Annotated in this window: 23 protein-coding genes; 16 read left to right on the top strand and 7 right to left on the bottom strand. The window is 47.5% G+C overall.

The window, feature by feature from the left end; genetic code table 11:
- Nucleotides 1–86: 86 nt before the first annotated feature.
- From ACIDITHRIX25_RS79165 to ACIDITHRIX25_RS79140, 6 genes are all read right to left on the bottom strand, one after another.
- Nucleotides 87–2,813: a DEAD/DEAH box helicase gene (locus ACIDITHRIX25_RS79165; RefSeq protein ID WP_213333451.1), complete on the bottom strand. Its 2,727-nt coding sequence runs from the start codon at nt 2,811–2,813 to the stop codon at nt 87–89.
- 135 nt (nt 2,814–2,948) lie between these two features.
- Nucleotides 2,949–3,311 (bottom strand): DUF4011 domain-containing protein, encoded by a 363-nt coding sequence (locus tag ACIDITHRIX25_RS79160; RefSeq protein WP_201733312.1) that lies wholly within the window; start codon nt 3,309–3,311, stop codon nt 2,949–2,951.
- A gap of 274 nt (nt 3,312–3,585) precedes the next feature.
- Nucleotides 3,586–4,065, bottom strand: coding sequence for a hypothetical protein (locus ACIDITHRIX25_RS79155; RefSeq protein ID WP_201733311.1), 480 nt, complete (start codon nt 4,063–4,065; stop codon nt 3,586–3,588).
- A 320-nt stretch (nt 4,066–4,385) separates the two neighbouring features.
- On the bottom strand, nt 4,386–5,288 hold the full coding sequence (locus ACIDITHRIX25_RS79150; protein WP_201733310.1) for a transposase: 903 nt from the start codon (nt 5,286–5,288) through the stop codon (nt 4,386–4,388).
- Between the two features lie 98 nt (nt 5,289–5,386).
- Nucleotides 5,387–5,554: a hypothetical protein gene (locus ACIDITHRIX25_RS79145; protein ID WP_201733309.1), complete on the bottom strand. Its 168-nt coding sequence runs from the start codon at nt 5,552–5,554 to the stop codon at nt 5,387–5,389.
- A 340-nt stretch (nt 5,555–5,894) separates the two neighbouring features.
- The gene (locus ACIDITHRIX25_RS79140; RefSeq protein ID WP_201733308.1) at nt 5,895–6,140 is read right to left on the bottom strand and encodes a hypothetical protein; all 246 of its coding nucleotides are present in this window, start codon (nt 6,138–6,140) and stop codon (nt 5,895–5,897) included.
- Between the two features lie 784 nt (nt 6,141–6,924).
- On the opposite strand from ACIDITHRIX25_RS79140, the gene ACIDITHRIX25_RS79135 reads away from it, so the two are divergent.
- The 16 genes from ACIDITHRIX25_RS79135 (at nt 6,925) to ACIDITHRIX25_RS79065 (ending at nt 25,141) form a co-directional block, all read left to right on the top strand.
- Entirely contained in the window at nt 6,925–7,479 is a 555-nt protein-coding gene (locus ACIDITHRIX25_RS79135) for a helix-turn-helix domain-containing protein (RefSeq protein ID WP_201733307.1), read from the top strand.
- Between the two features lie 4 nt (nt 7,480–7,483).
- On the top strand, nt 7,484–7,924 hold the full coding sequence (locus ACIDITHRIX25_RS79130) for a PIN domain-containing protein (RefSeq protein ID WP_201733306.1): 441 nt from the start codon (nt 7,484–7,486) through the stop codon (nt 7,922–7,924).
- Nucleotides 7,896–8,045 (top strand): VapC50 family PIN domain-containing toxin, encoded by a 150-nt coding sequence (locus ACIDITHRIX25_RS000000104445; RefSeq protein WP_502756218.1) that lies wholly within the window; start codon nt 7,896–7,898, stop codon nt 8,043–8,045. Before ACIDITHRIX25_RS79130 ends, ACIDITHRIX25_RS000000104445 begins: the two co-directional genes overlap by 29 nt.
- 340 nt (nt 8,046–8,385) lie before the next feature.
- Nucleotides 8,386–10,227 carry an IS1634 family transposase gene (locus ACIDITHRIX25_RS79125; protein WP_201733305.1) on the top strand — a complete coding sequence of 614 codons (1,842 nt, stop codon included), beginning with the start codon at nt 8,386–8,388 and terminating at the stop codon, nt 10,225–10,227.
- A gap of 32 nt (nt 10,228–10,259) precedes the next feature.
- Nucleotides 10,260–11,285 carry an IS630 family transposase gene (locus ACIDITHRIX25_RS79120; protein ID WP_201732410.1) on the top strand — a complete coding sequence of 342 codons (1,026 nt, stop codon included), beginning with the start codon at nt 10,260–10,262 and terminating at the stop codon, nt 11,283–11,285.
- 9 nt (nt 11,286–11,294) lie between these two features.
- Complete coding sequence (locus ACIDITHRIX25_RS79115) at nt 11,295–11,657, top strand: hypothetical protein (protein ID WP_201733304.1); 363 nt, start codon at nt 11,295–11,297, stop codon at nt 11,655–11,657.
- Nucleotides 11,658–12,268: 611 nt separating this feature from the next.
- Nucleotides 12,269–12,844 carry a ribosomal protein S18-alanine N-acetyltransferase gene (rimI, locus tag ACIDITHRIX25_RS79110; protein ID WP_201733303.1) on the top strand — a complete coding sequence of 192 codons (576 nt, stop codon included), beginning with the start codon at nt 12,269–12,271 and terminating at the stop codon, nt 12,842–12,844.
- A gap of 923 nt (nt 12,845–13,767) precedes the next feature.
- Nucleotides 13,768–14,307: a DinB family protein gene (locus tag ACIDITHRIX25_RS79105; protein ID WP_052606590.1), complete on the top strand. Its 540-nt coding sequence runs from the start codon at nt 13,768–13,770 to the stop codon at nt 14,305–14,307.
- Between the two features lie 545 nt (nt 14,308–14,852).
- A complete protein-coding gene (gene tsaD, locus ACIDITHRIX25_RS79100; RefSeq protein ID WP_082058775.1) occupies nt 14,853–15,854 on the top strand; it encodes a tRNA (adenosine(37)-N6)-threonylcarbamoyltransferase complex transferase subunit TsaD in 1,002 nt (333 codons plus the stop codon).
- 153 nt (nt 15,855–16,007) lie between these two features.
- Nucleotides 16,008–16,301: a co-chaperone GroES gene (gene groES / locus ACIDITHRIX25_RS79095; RefSeq protein ID WP_052606586.1), complete on the top strand. Its 294-nt coding sequence runs from the start codon at nt 16,008–16,010 to the stop codon at nt 16,299–16,301.
- The gene (gene groL, locus ACIDITHRIX25_RS79090; RefSeq protein ID WP_052606585.1) at nt 16,302–17,951 is read left to right on the top strand and encodes a chaperonin GroEL; all 1,650 of its coding nucleotides are present in this window, start codon (nt 16,302–16,304) and stop codon (nt 17,949–17,951) included.
- A 407-nt stretch (nt 17,952–18,358) separates the two neighbouring features.
- Nucleotides 18,359–19,081 (top strand): NUDIX hydrolase, encoded by a 723-nt coding sequence (locus ACIDITHRIX25_RS79085; protein WP_201733302.1) that lies wholly within the window; start codon nt 18,359–18,361, stop codon nt 19,079–19,081.
- Between the two features lie 40 nt (nt 19,082–19,121).
- The gene (locus ACIDITHRIX25_RS79080) at nt 19,122–19,526 is read left to right on the top strand and encodes a hypothetical protein (protein WP_052606583.1); all 405 of its coding nucleotides are present in this window, start codon (nt 19,122–19,124) and stop codon (nt 19,524–19,526) included.
- Nucleotides 19,527–19,676: 150 nt separating this feature from the next.
- On the top strand, nt 19,677–20,840 hold the full coding sequence (locus ACIDITHRIX25_RS79075; protein WP_052606582.1) for a GuaB3 family IMP dehydrogenase-related protein: 1,164 nt from the start codon (nt 19,677–19,679) through the stop codon (nt 20,838–20,840).
- A 480-nt stretch (nt 20,841–21,320) separates the two neighbouring features.
- Entirely contained in the window at nt 21,321–22,865 is a 1,545-nt protein-coding gene (gene guaA, locus ACIDITHRIX25_RS79070; protein ID WP_201733301.1) for a glutamine-hydrolyzing GMP synthase, read from the top strand.
- A gap of 44 nt (nt 22,866–22,909) precedes the next feature.
- Nucleotides 22,910–25,141, top strand: a complete 2,232-nt coding sequence (locus ACIDITHRIX25_RS79065; RefSeq protein WP_249685746.1) for an ATP-dependent helicase — start codon at nt 22,910–22,912, stop codon at nt 25,139–25,141.
- A gap of 217 nt (nt 25,142–25,358) precedes the next feature.
- On the opposite strand, the gene ACIDITHRIX25_RS79060 is transcribed toward ACIDITHRIX25_RS79065, so the two are convergent.
- Nucleotides 25,359–26,564 carry an MFS transporter gene (locus ACIDITHRIX25_RS79060; RefSeq protein WP_201733300.1) on the bottom strand — a complete coding sequence of 402 codons (1,206 nt, stop codon included), beginning with the start codon at nt 26,562–26,564 and terminating at the stop codon, nt 25,359–25,361.
- Nucleotides 26,565–26,955 lie beyond the last annotated feature (391 nt).

Below are 26,955 nucleotides of genomic sequence, written 5' to 3'. Positions count from 1 at the left end.
TATTCGGACTCCCTAGTTTGCCCTAACAGATAGCGACAACGCAACTACACAGCCACCTCTACGTCATCATCAGCTTCAGTGACGCCTTAATACCCCCGCGTAATCAACGAAAGCGTCGCCCTACAAACCAGAGTAATCTTCTTCCGCGCTCTTGTTATAGCTACATTTAAGCGTCTGTGACCGCCCTGCATGTTGATCGGACCGAAGCGGTACTGCATTCGCCCATCCGCTGTTTTGCCATATCCGATCGTCAAGATGATTGAGTCGCGTTCGTCGCCTTGAACTCTCTCGAGGTTCTTGACAAAAAACATCTCATTTCTTGCTTTGGGAGAGGCGCTTCCGCTAATGAATGCCTCTAGTACGGGGTTCTCTCTTCCGGCGCGCCGAAGTGCTTCTTCGATGCGATTAGCGTGCTTTATGCCCATTGTTATTACGCCAAGGGACTCACCTGGGTGACGCGCGGCGTGTTCGGCGACGAGTGCTACCACTCGCCTTACTTCATCGGCGCCAGATTCCAGCGGATCTAACCTATTGGAATGGAATGGGACAAGTACGTGGCTTATACAACTTTCACTGCTCACGCCTGGGAAGGTCGTCATAGAAAAACTGTAAAGTTCGCTCTGTGCATTTGAGAAGGCAATAAGGCGCTCGTCCTTTGACCGATAGTGCCAGCCAAGGGTGCGAGTACCGATAGGAGGAGGCAAAATTGCGCTCATCGCATCCAGGATTGATTCCATATCCTTTGTGACATCGGTTTCGTATATTTCGCTTTCGGCACTCTCGTCGTCTTCTCCCCCTCCTGACGATGTCGCAAAGAAGCTTGTAGGCGGTAATTGACGTGGGTCACCAGCGACCACAGCTTGTTCTGCTCGCATTAGGGCGCCAACGGCATCCGCGGGGCTTACCTGAGATGCCTCGTCGAAGATGACAACGTCAAATAGTCGTTGGGTTGGCAAAAGTTGAGCTACAACGAGTGGGCTCATAATCCAGCATGGCTTTAGTGCCCCTAAGACGTTAGGTGCGGCCTCGAACAATGTCCGTACCGGAAGGTGGTTTCGCTTTAAGTGAGCTTGGCGTTCAATGACTTCCGATTCCCTCGGACAGCTGTCGCGAACTTGGGTTATGCGCTCGCTAACCGCTCGGCGAACCCTAATTGACGCACTTTTTATATGTTCGCGATCTGCTCGTTGAAATTCAGTTACGGTGCGAGAATGCGCTGTTCCATCGAATGCTCCAATAAGTGAATTAGATAGTGAGACGGATTCAATTATTGATATCAACCAGACGTACTCCAAAGTCTCCAAGGTACCGTCTACAGTTAGTTTTTTCGAACGCATCTCTGCCAGGAGACCACCTAGTGACGATTCTTGGAGTTTAGCGTTTAATCGAATTAATTCAGGAATCTTAAACAGTGTTGTAGTGTCTTCAGAGAGGCTAATTAGCAGGTCGCAAAGCGTAGGAAAAGACATATCCAGAAGATTGGTGTGTGCTGTCAATTTAGCAAGCTCTTCTAGTTGTAGTACGACCTTTTGATAGCCGTCTTCATTGTCCAACAATTTAAATGCGGTCTCGGGAACGGTGACATCTTTTTTGATCTGAGGCCACGCTTCCAAAACGTGCTGTGCCTTCTTTATGGCAATCGAAAGCTCTTTGGGAGAGGGCTTAGGACCGATCCAAATCCGTGAAGCTTGCTTTCGGGCATGACGATAGGTTCTATTGGTAATTTTCGTAATCCAACCACCGATGCCACCTGATTTGCCTGGGGTAAGGTCGCGTGCAAATTCAGCCAGCGGAAGTTCGAAGATATCCTTGTTGAAGACTTCCAATGTCGTTTTCGTATCTCTAATGATTTGAAGGATGTCACCCCACGTCCTCATCGCCGTAGGAATAAGAAGCCCACAGTCGGCGACCGTCTTTGAGAAGGTTTCGAATGCAATTGTCAATGTCTTCGTGTTGAGGGTTGTCAGCAATTCGAGGACTTGAGAGGCGGCGTCGGAAGTTGAAATTGTGGAGTCAATGAAGGCTCCTCCCCAAGGGCTGCTCTGTGAGGAAAGGGTAAATCCACCCAAGCCGAAAAACTTTTCTAGATTCGCATAAGTATCTCTAAATTTATCTTTGTCCAGTCGTACCAATGCTTCACCTCGAATCCGAAACGTTGAAGTTGCTGAATCTGAAATAGCCATGATCCGCGATTGGGCATCGTAAATGCTCAAGCCCCATGGTTCGCGACTCTTATGTAATGCGTCGGTTACCTCTATTAAGGTTCGCTTTCGTTGAGTTAGGTTCTCATGCACGGCAGTCATATCCGGACGAGCAATAGAAGAGGCAGAGGCTAAGGACTTAGCGAGATTTTCGGCAAGTTTGCGTCGCGACCCCGCCCCGTCATGGAGATCGAGCACAAGGTCCTCAAGTCCAACGCTCCGTAGACGGTCTACTACCGCGTCGATCGCAGCACGTTTTTCGGCGACAAAAAGGACCTTTTTCCCGCGAGCGGCCAAAGTGGCAATAAGGTTGGCTATTGTCTGTGACTTTCCAGTGCCCGGAGGTCCATCAATAACCAAGTCCGCACCTCCGACGACAGCATTTATTACGTAGGATTGGCTAGCATCGGCGTCAAGGACAAGGAATTCATCTTGGGGTGGTTGTCGATCGGGATCAGAGAGCGTTATCTCTGGATGTCGACTACGGAGAGACTCGAGCGAAGCTTGATCGCCAGCGAGAGAGGAAATAAGGTCTGATGCGACCATCGTATCAAGTGATTTCTCAAGGTCAAGGACCATGGGGAGCTTAGCATAGGAGAAATTTCCAATCACGATTCGAGGTTTTACCTCAAATCCATTAACTGCGACACATGCTTTTGAAAGATTATCAAATAAATTATTGGAGTCTATAGAACCATTTCTACTATCGGTAATATTTGGCAGATCGATAGCTTCAAAATCGATCTTCTATTCGGTCTTAAGCATGTGTAAGAGCGAAGGGTTTGTCTCCCACTCTTCTGTTAGTTCTACCTCAAAATCTTCTCCTGCGCTATTTTTCGGTTTTAGATTGATCGGCCGCAATAAAACCGGAGCCGCAGGAGTCGCTTCGCTATTGGTGTTGTTCCAAGTGGCCATGCCCCACGCTACGTGTAAGGTTTGAAGCCCCCTCTCCTGAAAGTTCTCTACCGCCTTAGCGTTGATGGTGCGCACACGGCGAGCGGCTGTTTCTCGTGCTGATTCACCAAACAAATTTGAAAGTAGCACCTTACCTCCAGCGAGCAGGGCCTTCAAAACGGCTTCATTTTGAGTCGATACCGGTTCGAGCGCCAAAGTACCCTGCTTTAGCCTGAATCCACAGAATTGGACCAGCTTGAGCCCTTCGGTGTGACTCTGAGTCGGTTTTTTGGAACTGATTTAGGTTTGACGGAGGGTCTATGGCTTAAATCTGGTTTCAGAGTGCCAAATATGACCTATTCGCTTTGTGATTGAGCCTTTTTGGTCATTTTTGAGATTCTGAAATCTCATTTTGGGTATAGTGACCTAATCCCTTGTCTTCTAGAGCAGTTCCTTCAAGTAATATTCAGTGTGTTAGGTAACCAGATGTTCAGGTGATGGCGATCTCAAACTTTCTGATCCGATCAAGAGCCTCTAAGAACTTATCCTTATAGTGCCAGTGTTCTTCAAGATGCAGTATTACTTTTCTAGCTGAACGAGTGATATGTCCTGCGATCTGAAAGTAACACCGTCGAAGCTTTGGTGTGGTTATTACAGTTTCTGCAATAGCACCTATTTGTGCAGTTGCACCGTGTCGGGTTGTGCAGTTGCACCGCGCCAGGTTGTGCAGTTGCACCGCGCCAGGTTGTGCAGTTGCACCGCGCCAGGTTGTGCAGTTGCACCGCGCCAGGTTGTGTGCAGTTGCACCGTGTCGGGTTGTGCAGTTGCACCGCGCCAGGTTGTGCAGTTGCACCGCGCCAGGTTGTGTGCAGTTGCACCGTGTCGGGTTGTGCAGTTGCACCGTGTCGGGTTGTGCAGTTGCACCGTGTCGGGTTGTGCAGTTGCACCGTGTCGGGTTGTGCAGTTGCACCGTGTCGGGTTGTGCAGTTGCACCGTGTCGGGTTGTGCAGTTGCACCGCGCCAGGTTGTGTGCAGTTACACCAATAACTAACCAGACCAGAGCTAATTAGACCAGAGCTAACCAAACGGCATTAGCGTTCATGTATCTGGATGGAACATGATTCCACCCCGAACCTCCTTTGAGATCCTTGATGACTAGTTCGATCTGGGCATGTGCTCGGTGATCAGCCTCAAGGAAAAGCGTTTCGCCTTGTCGATCGGTAATAAATGCGTGATAGTCATAGTCACTAAATAGTGCCAGCTGAGACCCTGGAGTAGGCTTGACCCTTCCTACGATAAGACGAACGTCTTGTCTATCTCTTGCAAATGCGCGATATTTCCCTGTATTTCCCTGTATTCAACTTCTGCTACATCAGCTCCACCTTCAAGCCAATAAGGAATTGAAGTCCATGTTTCTTCTGGTATGGCTGCAATAACCTGCTTCAATCGTTTTGACATCCGTGTTGTAATGCAAAAGCGAGCATTGCCCGCGCTAGCTGCGTCTCTTACGGCTCTTGAGAAGAACCCAGAGTCAAAACGCATGGTTATTTCACCAGTTGCTCCGGCGGCTCTGGCATTGTTGATTACCTGGGTTACAAACTCCCCGGCACCACGAGCGGTATTGGCGTTGCCTTCACGTGTCACTATTCCAAGAATGTCACCTGTTTTACCAACAGCTGCTAGGTGTGGGTGATACCCCCTTACTTTGGTATAACCAAAGTAAGCTCCTTCTTTTTTGTTTCCATATACCTGACATATCGTGGAATCAACATCAATGGTGAGTGACTCATCACCTGGACCTGCTCCAGCTAGCCAGGCTCGTTTTAGCAACAAAGCTGCAACTCGTTCAACATCTGCGATGTCACTGGTCTCAAAACTACGCAAGAAGACACCAAACCTAGATGGTGCTGGCATTATCTGACCAAGGATAACTTGCGCATTTGGGCTTTCAAGGATTGCAGTGTCATCAATGCAATCACCACCGGCCAAGATAGATGCGACGATAGCCATAGCTTTTCTGCCAACATTTGCTCGTCCAGGACGATCCTCTAGGTCAATGTGTAAATCAAAGAGATCCCTAAGGCCAAGTCTCTCAGCAAGGGTGATAGGGAGTATTAACCCACTGTTGGAAACTGCGTTCGAATCGTCAAAGGTGACTATCAAACGGTCTAAAGCACTAGCAGATGCTCGCATCTAAAAGGTGCTCCTTGAACTGATAGATTTGAAGTGTCTTCAAACATCATTCTACCAGTTCAGAGCACCTTTTCTATGCCAAAATCAAAGTTGAGCGGCTAAATTTTCGGTGGATCTAGGTTTAGATCGCGGTAATAGAGCAGGTTGTTTCTTCCACCAAGGTCGACAAGCTCATTGATCCAAGCGCTTGCCGCCTTCGTGACGAGTTCGACGCGCTTATTCGCAGATTCAGCCGATGTTACGATTGTCGGGTTCAATTCGCTCACAAAAATCTCCACTCGCATTTAAAGCTGATTCGGACAAGAATATGCGATTTGGGGGGCTTTTGATTGATTATGGCTTAGGTTTGCTCAATTTTCGAAAAACAACGACAAATTCAACTTACCTTAAATATTCAAAATCATAAAAGTGACAAGGTAATATCTGTTCAATAGAACAAGGTCTGTGGGTTGGTAGTCAGAGCAAAAAACGTGCAATGCATACTTCTCCGAAATCCTCGAAACCGATGTGCAAAAATTATTATACTTCTGAACAGCGGTACCAATTTATCGATATGAAATTATATAGTCGGCCAGAACGATGTCAGCTATTTATCAAATCACCGTTTCAGAAGCGATAGACCCTTCGATCCGATATTGGAATTTCATCAGAATCAGACTTGGAAAACGCCAAATATGAGACCATTCGCTCCGAAATACAAAAAGGACCCTTTCGAGGTGTCAATGGCTTACTAGTTCTTGCGACCTGGCCAACGGAGGCGATCAAAAGTGCACCGTCAATCTCTTGAAGTAAGCGTGGTTCGATAATGACGACGGTGGGTGCTACGTAATTCGGAGAGCTGCGAATCGCCAACTCTAACACCAGAGGTCTTCAAATGCCGCATTGTGCTTTACGAGCGTAGTCATAGGGTACTCCCTGAGGCGAATTCGTTTTTTAGAGCATTAGTGCAGTGGGCTTGACCTTTAGTGAGTTGCGACAATCAATTTACTTGTCTGCGGGATTCTTTGACTGGGGTTACGACTGCTTTGGCATATTGTCTGAGCAGCCATGGATGCCACTTGTGAAACTGGAAAGTTTTTGACCGCGGACATCTCTCTTGTATTTATCTTCTTTTTCATTTATGGTAAAACTTGGATCTATTGAGCTGATCCATTCTTTGAATTTACGGAAATCGCCAAAGGCATATGGGTGTCAATATTCGTGCTTGAAGACTTGCTAGATAACATTTTGTACCCGCATGATCGTTGCAAGAGTCGTTGCGACGGATAGCACTGAAATGCCCCGAAGGAGCGACTGGTTTGGTGGCGATAAATCTGTTACCCTGATGTGGTTTTCATGGAGTGCCGCTCTGAAGTTAGTTTTTTTTCTTCCCGAACTACTGCTCTCCTAGAAATGCCAATTTGTCAAGTGGCAATTGCTGCCTTCTGGCCATCGTTATTGATATTGGAGAATCAGAGTCTTGCCCTAGTTCTGCCCCCGTGGATGTGGCAGAACACGCAAAGGCGTCTGGAGAGCGAAAACAAAAGAGGTGCATATGAATGTATATGCATTTCGGAGCGGAAACATTTCACGTAGCAGGTTTCAATGATAAAAATAAATCATTTTCGATTTTTTCGAATTATGCTAATTTGGTTATATGACAACGATAGGCCAAGCAGACGAAGAAACCTCTGAAGCTAATTTCAATAGCGATCGTGAAAAAATTCCCGTCTTCCCTCCTGATACTCTCGACGAGCTCCTCGAATTGTCTCGGTTCATTCAGGTTCATACGGAACCTGGATTCTTAGTAGGACCCGACGGAGAAAAGACACCTCTATCTGCAGAGGTATATGAGGTTCTGCGGCAGGTAATAGAAGCAATGCGCCGTGGCAGGGCAATACTCGTATCATCGCAGGGACTCTTTCTGACTACCCAAGAAGCCGCCGACTTTTTGGGAGTAAGTAGACCTACGTTGGTCAAGCTTCTCGAAGAAGGTACGATTGCATTCGAAAAGCCGAATCGCCATCGTCGCGTTCGCCTCCAGGACCTAGTTGACTTCCAGCAAAGACGCCGAATTGAGCGCAAGCAAGTCTTGAACCAGTTAACTGAAGAGGCATCTGAACTCGGACTTTATGATGGTTCTCCTGACGACTACAAAGATGCGCTCAGGGAAGTCCGTCAAAGACGGTCTCAATCTGATCATAAAGCATAAGGCAATGACTCGTTATTCTGCAGTTTTAGACGCTTGCGTGATCGTACCTATCGCACTAGCTGACACATTGCTACGCGTAGCCGAAAGCGGACTTTATCGGCCGCTTTGGTCATCCAGGATCATCGCCGAAGCCATGGATGCAATTTTAATGATTTACCCAGAAATGAACGGCGAAAAGATTTTTGGGAGATTTCAAGATATGAATAGGACATTTGACGATGCATGTGTGGAAGGCAGGCAAGATCTAGAACTTATAATAAAACTTCCGGACGATGACGACAGACACGTGGTATCGACGGCGATCTGCGGACGTGCGGACGTTATTGTAACCTTCAATCTTAAGGACTATCCTTACGATGTACTTGAAGCATTTAACCTCGAGGTGATCCACCCGGATTACTTTTTGTTGAATCAGCTTGACCTTGCTCCAAAAAAACATTGTTGAAGTAATTCGGGAACAGGCTTCACATGCACGCCACCCCAAATTAGACCCTGTAGACCTTCTGGCGAGACTTGCTAAAGCGGGAGTTCCTCATTTTGCTCAAGAAGTTTTACGACTCATCTGAGTTGAGAAGGACAAATAATTGCCCTTCTTGCAAAATGCAAGTTGAATTAGCCTCTCAATCCCTCGGTAATGATTTCGGCCCGGTCGATTCCATTCGGGAAGACTCGGTTCGAGGTGTTCCAGCTGTAGCTGACGTTCTAGGAGTCTGCTAACCCCAGTTTCGGCTGAATTCCCCCAAGACCCCGTTTAAGCCCCCTTTTAGCCCCTATTTAGGGGTAACCCCTATTTGGAGATGCTGGTAGATGAAGTTCGGTTTTCTCAAGTGGCGAATGTAGTGCCCTAAGCTGAGAGTTAGCTGCGAATATTGACCTACAAGGTAATTCATCTGGTATACTTGTTATATGTTCATTCGCGAGAAGACCACTAAGAATAAGGCAACTGGAACTAAATATATAAAGCATCAGTTAGTTAGGTCTTATCGCGAAGGAGACAAAGTACGCCAAGAGATAGTTATGGATCTAGGACGACTTGAGATCGATCCTAAGGACTACAAGAAGCTAGCTCAGATATTGACGATGAGACTAGCTGGCTTTGAGTCTCTGTTTGAAGGTGATCTAGAACTAAAGTCAATCGCCGATAAAGTTCTATCTAGCTTTTCTGTTACTCAAACACTTCGCTCTGATCGTGAAGTAATCACAAAAGATGCCGAGTTCCTAAATGTCAATACATCATCTCTAGAGGCATCTGATATTAGGCGCTTAGGTCCTGAACTAATAGCTAGTAGCTTCTATGACAGATTGAAGATCAAAGAGCAACTACTACGTTGTGGCCTTAGTGAAAAAGAGACAGCAATTGCTAAAGCTGTAATATGTGCTCGTTTGGTTGCTCCTTCTTCTGATCTTGAAACACATCGCTTCCTAAAAGAGGACTCTGCACTCTATGAATTGGTAGACCAAGACCTTAGCAATATCGGTAAAGATGCTATTTATGAGATAGCTGATGCTATCTACGAAGCTAAAGACTCAATCGAGATGGCACTTATCAAAGCCGAGAATGAGCTTTACCCAACTAATAAGCGTCTCTTTTTATTTGATCTTACCAATGCCTATTTTGAGGGACGAACACTTGGTAATGATCTAGCCCAATATGGCCACTCCAAAGAGAAGCGCTTCGACTGTACTTTAGTAAGTCTTGCCCTTTTGGTGGATGATCGTGGACTACCGATCTATAGCCACATATATCCCGGTAATCAGTCAGAGCCTGAAACCCTTGGTGATGTCTTATCTAGTATCTCTAGTCACCTAAGACAGGGACTCTTTAGCGAAGATCTCCCAACGGTTATCATGGATAGAGGGATAGCAACTTATGACAACATCGCACTGATTGAGTCCTATGGTCTTAGCTATCTGGTAATTACACGCGCTAATGCAGCTAGACACTATCTAGCTGAACTACGCCAAGGAAAAGATACCTTCTTAGAGATCAAGAACTCCTCCAATGAGAGCATCTACATCAAAGAACTGGGTGATGGCATGGGTGTTGAGATGGATGGCAAGGTGGGAGTTGCTGAGGTAGAAGTTGCTGAGGCGGGTGCTGAGGTAGAAGTTGCCGAGGCGGCCAATGAGTCTCTTGGCGTCGATTCCATCGATGCTGGTCTACAAGTTGCCGGTCCTCAAGTCGCTCATCCACAAGCTAACCATTCACTTGGCGGCGAGTCCCTCGGTATCGATTCGATGGATACTGCTCCACAAGTAGGCGGTCCACAGGCCAAGCACTCCCCGAGCAATGAACCCCAAGCCAATCATTCCAATAGAGCTCAACCATACGCAAGTGACTCAATGGACAACAAGATAAAGCAGATCCTATGTATCTCAGAGCGTCGCAGGGATAAAGAAGAGGCAATTGCTAGAGGTATGCAAACTAAGTTCCAGAGTGCATTTGACAAACTAGCTGACTCAGTTAAGCGTGGTCAATATTCCAATGCCACAACTGTGGCTTCAAGAATAGGAAAGCTAAAGCAAGAGCATCGCTCTATTGCACGTCGCTATGAGATAGATGCCATAACTGGCGATGACCAAAAAGTCAAAGAGCTGGTTTTGACCGAGAAACCAAAAGTAAAAGAAGCAGCTGAGACTCTCTATGGTGCCTATGTGATTGAGACCAATAGGAACGATCTAGAACCAGAAGAGATCTGGAAGCTCTATTCGCATAACACTCTGAAATGCTCCAATGAGCCCTTTTAATTTCTTGTAAAGTGTGTTAATCTTCTCATGACATGCTTACACCCGAGGAACTCGCCACTATTGAAGCATTCATGGCGAAGACTGAAAACATCGACGAATATAAGCGGGCGCTGGCAGTTCTCACCCTTGAAGATGGGAGTCCCCTCAACAGGACAGGCCTCTCTGTCAAGCATGTACAGCGAATTCGACGGTCATTCCGCGGCGTTGGCACTGAGGCATTCAAGGACAAGCGCCATAACAACGCTCCGGTACTTCTCTCAAAGTCTCAAAGAGATGAAGTGGCAATCATGCTCACGACTACAACTCCCAATGACCACGGCTATAGCAGTTCCCCGTTTTGGTCAACACGGATCCTGGCTACAGTACTCAAGCGCAGATACGGTGTTCTCTATGCCTCTAGGACTAGCTATTACGTTCTGTTTCGGGAAAGTAAGTTCAGCTTCCATCTGCCGGGCAAACAGTACGAGAAGGCTGATCCACAAGCGGTAGCTGAATGGAAAGACGAGCAGCAAGAACGTCTGAAAGAGGCATTCTCTGATCCAGATACGGTGATTCTCTGTGAAGACGAGATGGTTCTCACTCAGGCGACAACTACTCAGAAAGTGTGGATACCGAAAGGAACCACACCAGCTGTAATTGAGACCAATGGAACCAGAAAGAACCGGAGCATCTATGGGTTTTTGAACCTCAAGACAGGCAAGGAGCATGCATTTGCAACAGAGCGCCAGACTATGCATGAAACAGCGGCCATACTGCTGGCGATCCGCAAGATCTACCCAAGAGAGAAGATTCTGCTTATATGGGATGGGGCAGGATGGCACAGAGGGAGCGTCGCTCAAGAGGCAATTAGGGAGCATCACATCGAAGCAGTCCATTTCCCTCCGTATTCTCCGCAACTCAATCCCCAGGAACACGTTTGGAAGCAAGGGCGCTCTGCTGTAACCCACAATCGCTTCATTCCCAAGATTGAACCAGTCACAAAGGAATTAGTCGACTATCTCAACACGACGACATTCCCATACTCTTTGCTTGATTTCAAGGAGCAAGTCAGAGTGTGAGCTCTATATATGACCCTAACAAAGGTAGAGGATGCATTCAAAGCCCTAAAGAGCAGTCTAGGGATGAGACCGATCTATCACCAACTAGCTAGTCGTACCGCTGCTCATCTATTTATCTCAGTAGTTGCTTATCACCTCTATGGAGCAATTGCACTTAGCTTATCTCAAGCCGGTGACAAAAGAAGTGTTCACAGCATTCTTGCTCAAGTGTCTACCCATAGCCGCTTGAACGTAACGATGTTAGATGATAACAAACGTCTACATAACCTTCGTATCTCCTCTACTCCAAACTCTACCCAAAAAGAGATCTACTCTATTCTTGGAGTAGTAGATACCCTAGCTCGAACCAAGAAGGTGATTGCTCAACTGTAGTGCCCAAATCCAGACACCAATATGCTCATGACCTGGGCTTTCATGGGGTGGTTGCCGAAAGTAGGGCTAGGCAATCAATCAAGAGCAAAATTAGTTACTAATAGTTTTGCACATCTAAAATGGGCTAGTGGCCCTTACGTTGGCTTCATGGTTGACTATTGAAATAGATTTTCATCTCCTTTGACTGGATCAATTAGTGCCTGGGTCGACTAGGCCAGATCGCAATCTGATCTGCCAATCTGATCAGATTGGGGATAGCTATTGACTTAGGTGATCTTTGAAGAGTTTATAGGCGATGGCGGCGACTTGGATTGTGATATCGTTTCTAGACAAAAGCGCAGCTGGTGGTGTGGATGGTTTTGGATAAGGCGGTCCCTCTTCGTTTGGATTATACCAGAGCTTTCTTCTTCTGTATGAAAGTATGTACTCACCCTTGGGCCCGGGCAGATGACCAACTTGTTCCGAAACCTAATTGTCAACAATCGCGGCCATAAACGCCACATTATGGCCCAAAGAGGACCTAGGTGTAATTGAATTTCCGTCGATGGAATAGTCTTACAATAATAGAATTGAATTGTCTAAGGTCATCCAAAGTCAGGTGCGGTCAGAAAATGGTTCTGAGGATAAAAAGCGAAGATCCTACAGTTGGGCCCGGCGAACTCAGCATTAATCCAATGCGCAAAAAGGACCTCTCGGCTATTCATGAGATCGAGAAGCTTGTCTACCCAAAGCCGTGGAGTGTAGGGGTTTTTTTATCTGAATTAGCACACCATAAAGAGCGTTCTTACTCAGTTGCGGTTCTGGGCGGCGCTGTGGTGGGTTATTCGGGGGTAATGTACGTTTTAGAAGATGCACATATTACCAATATCGCCGTTCACCCAGACTTTCATCGCCATCATATCGGCTCGGCGTTGATGTATTCGTTGGTTTTAGAAGCCCTTGATTATGGTGCTAAGAACCTAACGCTTGAAGTCCGCGTGACCAACTTGGCTGCTCAACGTATGTATGCCAGTTTTGGCTTTATGCCAGTTGGGGTCAGAAAAGGGTATTACCAGGAAAATAATGAAGATGCGATCATCATGTGGGTATATGAGGTCGATACGCCCGAATATCGAGATCGCTTGGTGCAGCTTGCCTCAAAGCGCAATTTGAGCGCTCGAAGACGCCATTTCCGTTGGTTCAAGTAACAATACCATTGTGGAGCCAGCGGTTTTGCTAAGTTGATGTTACGTCTAGGTTAGTGCCGGTGGTCACGTTTTTACACTGAAACTAAGCTAGGGTATCCCGCTGCAGGATTATGTCAAACAGATCGAGCAAGCTAAAAGCATCAAGCACCCGACAACTTGCCCGAAGCGATCACAAGGAGATGGAATTGATTCCTCGATAATTTTGCATTTGTGCTCGGCCGGGCCAAAACCATTGATTGTCAGCCGGTAAGTTACTAATCTTGGCGTTATCGCACTTCGACCGACCTCCTGCGGAGGAGTTTCAAGCTGTTAGGTTCACAAGTAGAGTATCGCTAACTCAGAGTTTCCCTTGCCGAATCTAGATCACATCATTTAGTAATTATGTGTCAACCTTTACCGGTGTCTCCGGCTTTGATGGATGCTCCATGATCTTAGAAGTAGTTGCTTCTGCGAGGTAACAATTAGAACTACGGAGGAGAATGGAGGTAGCTTAGATCTTACAAAAGTGATAACTTTATTGGCAGGCTCTGGAGTCTCCAAGAAGTTCGAGTCGTTTAAAGCCTTTGGTATTTAGATTGCAAGACGAATATGAACACTCGTTGATAATTTGTAAAGGGTTTGCCTTTGTGTAGGTTTTTGGGGCTCTCATAACCCTCATGTGGGTCACCAAGACCCCATAACCGGTAAGTAACGCCTGTACGATAAGAACTTTTGGGTCTTTAAAAGCATTGAATGAAACGTGCACGGTTTGTGACCTCTAAATTTGAAGTTACTAACACACAGATTTAGGAGAGCCGTTTTTGGTCAGATAGATTTCTGAACTCCCAGCTTGCAATGCCAGTTTCGCTTTGCTAAAAGGTAAAGAAAAGCTCTAAATTCAAGGTAGAGATTTTTGTGATCTGGCCTTCGACTAGTTTGATTCTATGACGATGATTCCCGCTGATACAAAAGATTGGACCTGGGTCCTTGAGAGGCCGTGCAGCGAGTGCGGTTTTGATCCAAAGAGTTATAATCGCTCTGGCTTTTCTGGTGCTATTGCCTCTAATGCTGCGCAATGGTCCAAGGAGTTATCTAAACCCCAAGTTGGGATTCGAGAGAGTCCGCATCGTTGGTCGACCCTTGAATATGGATGTCATGTCCGTGACGTCTATGAGATCTTCAATGAGCGACTGGAACTTATGCTGTCGCAAACTAAGCCAACTTTTGCAAATTGGGACCAGGATAAGGCTGCCATTGACGGGCGCTATGGTGATTCAGATCCGGATGCTGTTGTTTTTGACCTTGGTGTGAGTGCAAATAAATTAGCTCGTCGTATTGAAACACTAGAGGTATCTGACTGGGAGCGCGAAGGGCTTCGCTCGAATGGAAGTTTATTTACTGTCGAGTCGATAATTCGTTACCTCCTGCATGATGTTGTCCATCATATTTGGGATGTAACACATAATGAGAAGGAGATAATATAGGTTCAATCCAAAGCAATCCCATTGGGAGAGTTTCGCCTTTACCTTATAGTTTTAATGGCAAGGCGAACCCTTTCGGCGTTATCTCTAGGGCTCGCTCGCTCACTTTTTCTACCTATGTTTTTACAAGAGGTCTGATGGATCTGCCTGATCTGCGATGGACGATATTGGGGACGATATATGGGGCGATAGCTGTGTGGGATCTTGTTTTGTAGAGTCCGCTATGGGTAATAGGCATACCGACAGGGCTCGGTTTTTGTCAGGGCTTTCGGTTTTGTTTGGCCACTCATGATGATACTGATTGTGAGCTCGATTTTTCCCGATTATACGCAAGCTCGATTATACGCAAGGATGCTTGGGCGCCTGGCTGACTCTCAGATAGGTACTTCGGCAATCTCCAAACCTTCGCGATTGCTTTTTGCGAACCTTACTAGCCGACCGAGCCCAATTGTGGGTAGGTTTCGATGGGTCATTAGAGAATTATCGCGATAAGATCGCACCCAAATGGCGAGGTCTAACTGGGTGGATGTGATCTATTGTTTAGGAGCATTGTGAAGAATTTAATACTTGGTATTGAGACCTCCTGCGATGACACTGCATTAGGAGTCGTCGACAGTGGTGGCATCGTTTTATCGTCTGTAATTGCATCTCAGATCGATATTCATTCTAACTTTGGCGGGGTGGTCCCAGAGTTGGCCTCTCGAGCACATGAAGCCGTGATAATAGAGGTCCTAGAGCGAGTTTTAAAAGAAGCTGGTCTAAATGCTCAAAGTTGCGGCCTTGATGCCATAGCAGTAACCAAGGGTCCTGGGTTGGCTGGTTCTTTGATGGTTGGAGTTGCAGTAGCAAAGGCCCTTTCCTTGGGATGGCGTATTCCGCTGATTGGGGTAAACCACCTAGAAGGCCACATCTTTGCCCTTAGCCTTGAGGGGCGCCTAATGCATTTTCCAATGGCTGTGCTCGTGGTATCAGGTGGCCATACGATGATTGTGCGCGTGAATAGCTTGGGCAGTTATGAGATATTGGGTGAGACTCTTGATGATGCTGCCGGTGAGGCATTTGACAAGGTTGCACGCTTTATGGGCCTTGGATTTCCCGGGGGTCCTGAGATCGAGAAGGTGGCGACCAATGGAGATCCAAGCGCCATTCGATTTCCTATCGCTAAGGTGGATCGACGCTTTGACTTTTCCTTTTCGGGCCCCAAGACGGCTGTCGTCAACTACCTTCGGTCTAATCCAGGAGTTTCAGTAGAAGATGTCGCCGCTAGCTTTCAGGCCTCCATCGTCGAGACGCTGGTTGCAAAGACTATGGATGCTGCGATATCAACCAACTGCGTCTCAATTGGCCTTTCAGGCGGTGTTGGCGCCAATAGTTTGCTACGGGAGCGGTTGTTGGCTGCAGGAAGTGTTGCGGGGTTAGAGGTTGTCCTTCCGGCCAAGGTAAATTGCACCGATAATGGAGCGATGATTGCCCAAGCGGGTCGTTTTCGTCTCGAGACCTTCGGCGCGGACGACTACGGTTTGGATGTTGAGGCCTCTCTGCGTCTTTAGCTTTTGACCCAACTCCTTTAACGGTGAGAGGTCAATCTGTTGGATGAAACTAGAACCTTGTGACAAATCGTTTTAGCACTCATAGGTAGAGAGTGCTAAAATCGAGACTATATTAAAAGTGAAGTCAATCACACAAGGAGGCTTTGGGAGAAAATGAAGCTAAATCCACTCGATGATCGTATTGTAGTAAGGCCAGCGCAGTCCGAAGAACGGACCGCTTCTGGGCTTGTTATTCCGGATACAGCGAAAGAAAAGCCACAGCAGGGCGAGGTCTTGGCAGTTGGCCCAGGCCGTCGTGCAGATGCAACCGGCGAAGTTATCGTTCTTGATATCGTCGTGGGTGACACAGTTGTCTACTCGAAGTATGGTGGCACTGAAATCACAGTTGATGGTGAAGAACTTTTGATCCTCTCTTCGCGAGATGTTCTAGCAAAGGTGACCAAGTAGATGTCAAAGATGCTCAAGTTTGACGAAAATGCACGTCGTTCGCTTGAGGCCGGAGTTAATAAACTCGCCGACACTGTGAAGGTAACGTTGGGACCAAAGGGTCGAAACGTAGTACTTTCCAAGAAGTTCGGTGCTCCGACAATCACAAACGACGGCGTTTCAATCGCCCGCGAGATCGAGCTAGAGGATCCATATGAGAATATGGGTGCTCAGCTTGTAAAAGAAGTCGCGACAAAGACAAATGACGTAGCCGGAGACGGCACGACAACAGCAACTGTTTTAGCACAAGCCCTTATTCGTGAGGGATTGCGAAACGTAGCAGCTGGTGCTAATCCAATGGTGCTCAAGAAGGGCATCGAAAAGGCAGTAGCAGTAGCAGTGGAGTCGATCCAAAAGCAGGCTAAGCCTGTTGACGGGAAGTCCGACTTCGCTCAAATTGCATCAATTTCTGCGGCCGATACCTCGATTGGCGATGTTTTGGCGGAAGCCATCGACCGTGTTGGTAAAGACGGAACTGTCTCGGTTGAAGAGTCCAATACCTTTGGTATTGAACTTGAATTCACTGAGGGTATGCAATTTGACAAGGGATATCTATCCCCTTACTTTGTTACCAATCAGGATCGTCAAGAGGCAATAGTAGAGGATCCTTATATCCTCTTTTATGGCTCCAAGATTAGTTCGGTCAGCGAGATCTTGCCTCTCTTAGAGAAGGTTATGAAGACGGGTAAGCAACTAGTAATAGTTGCCGAGGACGTCGACGGCGAAGCACTAGCGACTTTGGTTGTAAATAAGATCCGCGGAACCTTCTCCTCGGTAGCAGTCAAGGCCCCCGGCTTTGGCGAGCGTCGCAAGGCGATGCTACAAGACATGGCAGTTCTTACCGGTGGCCAAGTTATCGCAGAAGAGGTTGGCCTCAAGCTCGAGAATGCCACCCTTGACTTACTTGGTACGGCTCGACGTATCGAAGTTACCAAGGATGATACCAAGATCATTGGTGGACATGGATCTAAGGATGACGTAGAGGGCCGTGTTGCTCAAATTCGTCGAGAGATCGATGCTACCGATTCGGATTGGGATCGCGAGAAGCTACAGGAGCGTCTGGCAAAGCTTGCTGGTGGCGTTGCTGTAATCAAGGTTGGAGCAGCCACTGAGGTTGAGCTCAAAGAGAAGAAGCACCGTATTGAAGATGCCCTCTCTGCTACACGAGCTGCAATCGAAGAAGGTATTGTTGCCGGTGGTGGCACAGCATTGATTCGTAGCCGTATCGATGTTGAAAACCTAGCTGCTACACTCTCTGGCGATGAGGCAACCGGAGCGATTCTTGTTGCTAAGGCGTTAGATGAGCCACTTCGATGGATCGCAAATAATGCCGGTGTTGAAGGCGCTGTTGTAGTCCAAGGAGTTGCTCGCGAAGAGGGTTCAATTGGTTACAATGCCCGAACCGGAGTTTATGAGGATCTCGTAAAAGCGGGAGTAATCGATCCAGCTAAGGTCACTCGATCTGCACTTCAAAATGCAGCCTCAATCGCTGCACTGCTTTTGACGACCGAAGCTTTGATCGCCGAGAGGCCATCTGAGAACGATTCGGCTATGCCAGGCGGCGGCGCCGGCGGCATGGGCGGCATGGGCGGCATGGGCGGCATGATGTAGTTTTGAAGGTTATCAATCTCTATAAGGGATAAAATCTTCAAATTGTTTGAGATTTGGGCCAAGTGAGTAATCGCTTGGCCCAAATCTTATTTAATAGGGTTCTGCTTTATTTATGTAGATCGTGATCACGAGGGAACTCTAAAAGGATGACCGTCCTCTATGTCTGGAATGAACGTCGGCCTTTGTTTGGTAACCATTAGTTTTTCTAATAGTAAAGGTCCACAAATTGAAGTATTTATGGCTATTGTGAGATAGGTATAAGGCTCAAAGTCTACATTGACGAAACAGAACGTCAGAAAATGTGTTGTGGAATAATGTGTTATCGGATGGAGAGCCAAATGATCTTGCCTGACCCTGGGGTCCTGATCGTTTGATTGAACCTTATGGGGCAGGATAGTGATGTGTAAATGATGGGTGAAATTATTGAACTCGACAGTCGATATCGGCAATTAGTTCCGAGACCTCCGCTAACTCGGCGGATGAAGCGGCCGGTTTGGATGGATGAATTGGCAGAATCCTTACCTTTGAATCGATTTGACTTGGCTAGAGCTTTTTCCATGGGTGAAGCCTCTCGAGATCTCGCACCAAAACCCGCACCAAGTCTGCCCGACGGAGATATGAAACGACCTGCCGGCGTCTTGGCGGTATTGACAGGATCCGCTTTCTCGCCTTCCATGGTTTTTACCAGGCGGAGCCTTCATCTAAAGAGTCATAGTGGAGAGATCGCCTTTCCCGGTGGCAAGGTCGAGCATGGCGAGACTCCGATGGATGCCGCAATCCGTGAGACTTATGAGGAAATTGGAATCGAACCATCCACATTGGATATTCTGGGGAAGATTACTGAGTTGGCAACGTCAACGAGTGGTATCTCAATGTCGGCATACTTGGCCATGTCAAGTGTCTCATCCCCCATCTATTACCCTAGTGAAGATGAAGTGGCAGCTGTTATCGAAGTTCCAATCGCAGAACTCCTCTCGAGCGCGATCTACCATCGGGAAGTTTGGATACGTGGTCATGAAGAACGAGAGATGCACTTTTTTGCCATCGATGATGATCTTGTATGGGGTGCCACAGCATACATTACGGTTCAAGCGCTAAAGAGAATATATCTGGGTTTGCGTCAGAAGTGAGGCGCGCCAAGAGATCAACGTACGAAGGGAAGATGGACCAATGGCGTCTGTAACGTTTGAGGCTGAAACTTTAGAAGAGCTCGTCTCTAAGATGAAGCTATGGATACATAGCGCTGATCAGATGAGTAAACGATCGTCGGATCTTTCTGGTGCTATGGGTAGTGCTACTGAAGTTACCAGTGAATTAGCAAAGGCTGCTATCGAGCTCATTGCTCGATCGGCACCCGAACCAGTCTCTAGCTCCGAGATCTTTAAGAGGCTGACCTCACTCGGTTTTGAAGTAACCGAAACCGCCAAGAGGACCGTAACCTCGACTCTGGACGCCTTGAGCGAGACTGAAGGAGATGAAGGAATTATGGACAAGGTGGACAAGGCCCGTGATGCGGCTATCTATGAGATGAGCCAGGCTGTGGCTCGTGGAGTCCTCAAGATCATAGGACTTTGACTCTAAATTCTATTTTTGAGGTCATTTTCTAGAATCGCCTAGGTGTGGCGTATAACACAAATGCAATTTGTTGTCAAGTGGTTATACTGATCATATGGAACGCTTCTTTTGTGAAAATGGCCTCATTAACTTCTCCAAGGAGGGTTTTTGATGGCAGAAGTCGAAATCGGTAGGGGAAAGTCCGGACGCCGTGCGTACGGCTTCGACGACATCGCAATCGTACCTTCGCGACGTACTCGTGACCCAGAGGATGTCGATATTACTTGGGAGATCGATGCATTTCGATTTGACCTCCCACTTCTTGGATCTGCGATGGATGGAGTAATTTCTCCAGCGACAGCTATTGAGATTGGTCGCTTAGGCGGACTGGGAGTTCTGAACCTCGAGGGGTTGTGGACTCGATATGAGGATCCAGAGCCATTCCTGGCCGAGATTGCTTCACTTCCGAGTGAAAAAGCTACAGAGCGAATGCAAGAGATCTACTCTGAACCAATCAAGGCTACTTTGGTGACTGAGCGAATTAGGCAGATTAAAGCTGCGGGTCTTACCGCGGCTGCATCGCTAACTCCTCAACGTACCCCTGAACTTGCGCCGGCCGCTTTAGCTGGAGAGCTAGATCTTTTGGTAATCCAAGGAACTGTCGTCTCTGCGGAGCACGTCTCTAAAAATCACGAACCCCTCAACCTGAAGAAGTTCATTCGTGAGTTTGATGTTCCAATTATCGTTGGAGGATGCGCTTCGTATCAAGCAGCACTTCACCTGATGCGAACTGGAGCCGTCGGAGTTTTGGTGGGCGTCGGTCCTGGTAATGCATGTACCACACGAGGAGTACTCGGATTGGGCGTGCCTCAAGCTACCGCTATTGCTGACGCCGCTGGCGCTCGGATGCGCCATTTGGATGAAACCGGAGTTTACGTCCACGTCATTGCTGACGGTGGAATGAGTAAGGGCGGGGACATCGCCAAAGCAATCGCCTGTGGTGCCGATGCAGTTATGATCGGCTCGCCGTTAGCTTCAGCCTATGAGGCCCCTGGTAAGGGCTATCACTGGGGAATGGCTACATTCCACCCAACCTTACCTCGAGGTGCCAGAGTCTCAGTCTCTCAGCGTGGTTCTCTAAAGGAGATCCTTGTTGGTCCTGCTCGTGAGAACGACGGACGTTTGAACCTTTTTGGTGCGCTAAAGACATCGATGGCAACGTGTGGATACGAGACAATCAAAGAGTTCCAAAAGGCTGAGGTTATGGTTGCACCTGCTCTTCAAACTGAGGGTAAGGCACTTCAGCAAGCTCAACGAGTTGGTATGGGCCACTAGTAGCTGGATCAGCTGGAATCAAAAGGTCTAGTCTATGATTGACCGCTTTTCAAAATAAGTGAGATCTACCAGGCCGACGGTATTCTTTGGATCCTTATGGGTGTATTTTAAAAGGACTTCGGGGATTGGTTTGGTTTTTGCGTAGTTGCTCAAGCGACTCCGCGATGGTCTTTCAATAAGCTCGATAGATTTTATAAATCACCTGCGTCTCATCTACGAGATGCAGGTGATTTATATTTTTGTCGGATTACGTATCTCATGGATGAAGTTGTGATGATCTATTGGTTCCGGGGCAGAGTTGACTTCTTTGGTCAACTTTTGCACCTTTGGAGATTGCGGCTTTGCGTTAGCCCTAAAGTGGTTTTTGGCGCTTTTGGGGATGGCTCTTCGATCCTTGTTTAGATCGGCGAGCGCTAGTCTTGAATAGACCAGAACTCAATTTGTTCGGGACCGTAGTCGCTTTCTAATGCCGAGGTTCAAATGCACACTCTACGATCGTCCAAAGTCCTTGTATTGGATTTCGGGGCTCAGTATGCCCAGTTGATAGCTCGAAGAGTTAGAGAACACCACGTCTTTTCCGAGATAGTACCTAGCTCTATCACCTCCGAACAGATTGAAGCTATTGCACCACGTGCAATAATCCTATCGGGTGGTCCAAAGAGCGTAAATGTTGAGGGAGCCCCCCGAATAGATCAAAGAATCTATAGCTTGGGGATCCCGATCCTTGGAATTTGCTATGGTGCTCAGTTGATCTCGCATGACTTGGGCGGAGTTGTCTCCAAAAGAGCCTCTGGTGAGTATGGCAAGGTGAATCTAGAGGTTATCAATCGGCAACTTCTTCTGGAGGACGTGCCGGAGAAGTCGGTTGTATGGATGAGCCACTTCGATGCTGTTACAGAACTGCCGCCGAACTTTCAGCTTTTGGCATCTACGCCTGAAGCGCCCTGTGCCGCATTTGCTGATCCAGCTGCCAAGATATATGCACTTCAGTTCCACCCAGAAGTGGAACATAGTGAATATGGCTATAGGGTCTTCGATAATTTCCTTCATAAGATCGTAGGGGCGGAGCCATCTTGGACGAACTATTCGATTATCGAGGATTCGATCAATCGAATTCGAAGCCAAGTGGGGAATAGCCATGTTATATGTGCACTTTCGGGTGGGGTTGACTCATCTGTTGCAGCGGCGCTTGTGCACCGGGCAATCGGGGATCAGCTGCATTGCGTCTATGTGGATACGGGATTGATGCGCCATGGTGAATCCAAGACGGTAGAGGCGACCTTTCGGGAGCAGTTTGAGATCGATCTACTCTCAATCGATGCCAGCGATAAATTTTTTAGTCACCTAGAAGGAGTGACGGATCCCGAGGCCAAGAGAAAGATAATTGGTGAGGATTTTATTCGAACTTTTGAAGCGGCTGCTAAGGATATATCTGGAGCCAAGTTTTTAGTTCAGGGAACCCTTTATCCAGATGTAATTGAGTCAGGAACCAAGTCTGCAGCGCGAATCAAGTCCCACCACAACGTAGGCGGCCTTCCTGAGGATATGGACTTTGAATTAGTCGAGCCACTGCGGGAACTATTCAAAGACGAGGTTCGAGCTATCGGTGAAGAGCTCGGCCTCCCAGAGGCTATAGTTTGGCGTCAGCCATTTCCTGGTCCAGGTCTAGCCGTTCGAATCGTAGGCGAGGTAACGCGAGAGCGAGTAGAGATCGTACGCGCTGCTGACCGTATCGTAGGCGAGGAAGTACTAAGGGCTGATTTGGACAAGAAGGCGCTTTGGCAAAGCTTTGCAGTTCTAGCAGATATTAGATCGGTAGGCGTTATGGGTGACGAGCGATCCTACGCCTATCCGATAATCTTGCGAGCAGTTGAATCAAGCGATGCTATGACTGCGGATTGGGCTCGGCTACCTTATGAGTTGCTTGAGCGCATCTCGTCTCGCATTGTGGCTGAGGTCCAGGGGGTAAATAGAGTCGTATATGACATTACTTCTAAGCCACCGGCAACCATCGAATGGGAATAGTTTTGGTTTTATTAAGCCTGTTAGACTTTGATTAGGATAGTTTTTTGACCATTACAAACTCCAATAACCCTTTGCTAGCTGGCTTAAATCCAGCACAGGCCGCCGCCGTCTCCCATGATGGTGGTCCTTTACTGGTGATAGCGGGAGCAGGATCAGGAAAGACTCGAGTCTTGACGAGGCGTATTGCCTATCTGATCGAGGCGAAAGAGGTCCATCCAGGATCCATCCTGGCTATTACCTTTACCAATAAGGCCGCAGCGGAGATGAAAGAGCGAGTCAACGAACTGGTGGGACCTATTGCCAAGTCGATGTGGGTCTCAACCTTTCACTCGGCATGTGTTCGGATATTGCGAAATCACCCCGAGGCATTGGGGTATCGGAAGAACTTTGTTATCTATGACCAAGGCGACGCCGAGAAGCTTATCTCTTTGATCTCTTCCTCAATGGGACTTGACACTAAGCGCTTTCCAACTCGCCAAAGTGCAAGTCGCATCTCAAATGCCAAGAGTGAGCTCTTGGGTCCAAAGGAGTTGATGGCTAAGGCGACTCACATCATGGAACGTAAGGTCGCTGAGGTCTACGCCCAATATCAAGAGCGGTTGCTTGGGGCAAATGCCATGGACTTTGATGATTTGATCTATAATACTCACGAACTCTTTGAGCGATACCCTGCCATCTTGGAGCAGTACCAGAGGCGCTTTTTTCATCTTTTGGTAGATGAATATCAAGATACCAACGTGGCACAGAATGCTCTTGTTATGCAACTGGGAGAGCGAAGTCGAAACGTCTTTGTGGTGGGAGATTCAGACCAAAGCGTCTATGGCTTTCGCGGTGCAGATATGCGCAATATCTTGGAATTTGAAAAGGCCTTTGAGGACGTCGCTGTAATCAAATTAGAGCAGAATTATCGAAGCACTCAGACGATCTTGGATGTAGCTAACTCGATCATCTCTAACAACCAATATCGAGAAGCTAAGAATCTCTGGACCGACCAGGGCTCGGGCGAAAAGGTCCGTCTCTTTGTGGGTGACGACGATTCAGAGGAGTCAAATTTTATAGCTTCTAGTATTTTGCGAGAGAGGGAGACGGGCGGTCGAAGATACAGTGATTTCGCAGTCTTTTATCGGATCAACTCGAATTCTCGCTCCGTAGAAGAGGCCTTTATTCGTCGCGGAATCCCCTATCGTGTCGTGGGCGGAACGCGCTTTTATGATCGCCGAGAGATCAAAGATACGATGAGCTATCTGAGGCTGATTCAGAATCCCACCGACGAGATCGCCCTGAGACGAGTTATAAATGTACCCAAGCGAGGCATCGGTGATCAAAGCATTGCTAAGGTTGCAACCCTAGCAGCCGAGATGGGAACGACCCTAGTCGATGCTCTTTCGAAATATGAGGCAGCAGGTGTAACTGGACGTGCAAAATCTGGGATTGCTGACTTTTTGGTGCTCATGGAGGCATTGCGGGGTCATGTGAGAGACGAAATGCCTCCGGGTGAATTGATCGAGGCCTTCTTGGATGAATCGGGTTATCGCAGCGAACTTGCTGCCAACGATAGTGTTGACAATCTATCTCGTCTTGATAACCTTTCTGAGCTGGTATCGGTTGCCTCTGAGCATGAGACGCTCGAGGCCTTCTTGGATGCTTCTGCGCTTGTAGCTCAAGCCGATCAAATCCAAGGAGACGATGTAGTAACTTTGATGACAGTTCATACGGCCAAAGGTTTGGAGTACCCAGTTGTCTTTTTGACTGCATTAGAAGATGGTATCTTCCCTCATTCAAGATCCCTCTATGAGCCTAAAGAGCTCGAAGAAGAGCGGCGACTATGTTACGTTGGAGTGACCCGTGCTAGAGAGATTTTATATCTCACTCGCGCAAACCAACGGTCCCAATATGGTGAGTCGTCATTGACAATTCCATCTCGCTTCCTAGATGAGATACCCCCTAGTCTGATTGAGGACGTCTCTGTTCGATTGAGTTACGAGGAGCGTCGTAGTCGTTACTTGGGGGACTCTGTCGTCCAGAGCGCTTCGGGGCTCAGTAGTTCTACCTTGAAGCGATATGGAACTACGTCGAACTCTACAAAGGTTGATAGCGGACCTCGTCTTAGTGTGAGTCAACTAAAGCCCGGAATTCCAGTTGTCCATGGCAGTTGGGGAGAGGGAGTGGTAACTGCAATTGATGGCAACGGCGACAACGCCTCTGTGACAATTCGCTTTAGCAGTGTTGGCTCAAAGAAGCTAATTCTCTCTTATGCACCGCTCAAGCTGGCCTAAAAAGCTACCCCTTAAAACGCATTAGCGGGCATTGGAAGGGGTGTAGAGGTTCTCTGAGAGAGATGGCTGGTGGATCGTGCCCTCTTCGTATTTATCCTCTTTGTATTTATTAGGAGTGGTAAGTTCGTGATAGCTCTCTGGCTGTTTATGGCAATGTCTTTTAGTCATGGTTATTGATGTCGAGGTTGCCAGCTAGATCTGCCAAATGTTGGCAGATCTAGGTTGATTTGAGTCGATATACTGATTTCGATCCAATTAGGATCAACGAAGTCGCTATCAACGCGATACCACAGGCAATAGTTGCTAGTGATGCGCTCATAAAATGAGTCTCTAGCCCGCCAAGGACCTGTCCTAGGGGATATAGGGCAACTGAGCCGAAGATGTCATATGCTGAGACTCTAGACATGGCTTCTTGTGGAAAGAACCTTTGAATCGTCGTCTCCCAGTTGATCCCTACGAATGAAAAGCCAAAGCCTAACATTGCCACTGAAGGTGCGATAAATACGGGGGAGACTCTCAGGGCCAGAAGAAAAAATGATGGCGATCCAAGTAGGGCGATGATACTCGCGCTCCACAATGGTCGTTTCAATTTAAATCTAGATGCAGCGACTGCGCCCAAGATTCCTCCTACTCCCTCAAAAGCTAAGATGACTCCCCATGTCGCTGCTCCACCAAGATGGCGCTTTGCAATTAGCGGACCAAGAACCACCAGGGGTCCAAAGACTAAAAGGTGCATGAATGAGTAGACAATGATCGTTAGCCAGCACCAAGTCTGTGAGCGAACTTCTCGATATCCCGTCTTTAGGTCCTCTAGAAATGATCTCTCAACGACATCTGGAGCTATCGTGCCGCTTACCTTGGAGAGCCATAGGCCAGAGATCGCATAGCAAACCGCGATTATCAAGATGGTCTTTCCGGCTCCTAGATAGGCTACGCCAAAGCCTGCGAGGGCTGGACCGCCAAGGTTGCCAATGGCTCTCGCCCCTTCTCGAAAGCTATTTGCAGCTACTAGCGCATCTTGAGTGAAGATCTCAGGTGTCATTCCTGTCAATGTTGGAGCGTAGAAGGCTCGTGCAACTCCCCATCCTGCCCCAACGATTGCAAGCTCTAAGGGGGTGAAAGTGACCCATATGACAATGTAGGCCAAGACCAGAGCCAAAAGAGCACGTACCACCTCAGATGAGATTGCAACTGCCTTTCGCGAGAAGCGGTCGGCGATCACGCCGCCTACTAGCAGCAAGAGTACGAAGGGTAGATCGGTGGCTGCCAGAACTCCCCCCACGGAGAGTGCAGAAAATCCATGATCCAAGAGTGCGAACGATAGGGCAATAGGCATCGCACCTGAGCCGATAAATGAGAATGCCTGAGATCCAAGGAATGCCCTGGCATTTTTGTCTTTGATTAGTCTGTAATTTTTTTCCATCTAAGGACTTCTTTATTTGATTTGAGATATTAAAATCGTGAGTAGGAATGCTCTTGGTTGTTTTATTCAGTTGAGTGGCCGCAACTTGGGAATACAATTAGAGTTTTACTTGTCTAAAATAAGATCAAAGGTCACTCATATATTGCTTAGCATCGTTTGCTTGTAGTGATCATATATGGGTAAATAATCATTTTTATCAGCCAAGATTTCATTATCAAGGTGGCGAGTTGGCAAACTAGATGGTTTGCAATATATCGTTTTGAACATTAGTTATCTCGATCTTGAATTTGTAAGATTTTTGTGGGGCATATTGAAGATATGACTTAAATGTCGATGATTTTTATCGATAAAAATCATCGAAGCTGCTTTGAGGCGGCTATTTGTCTCCATG

Source organism: Acidithrix sp. C25 (assembly GCF_904848545.2).
This window is presented reverse-complemented; position numbering and strand designations above follow the sequence as displayed.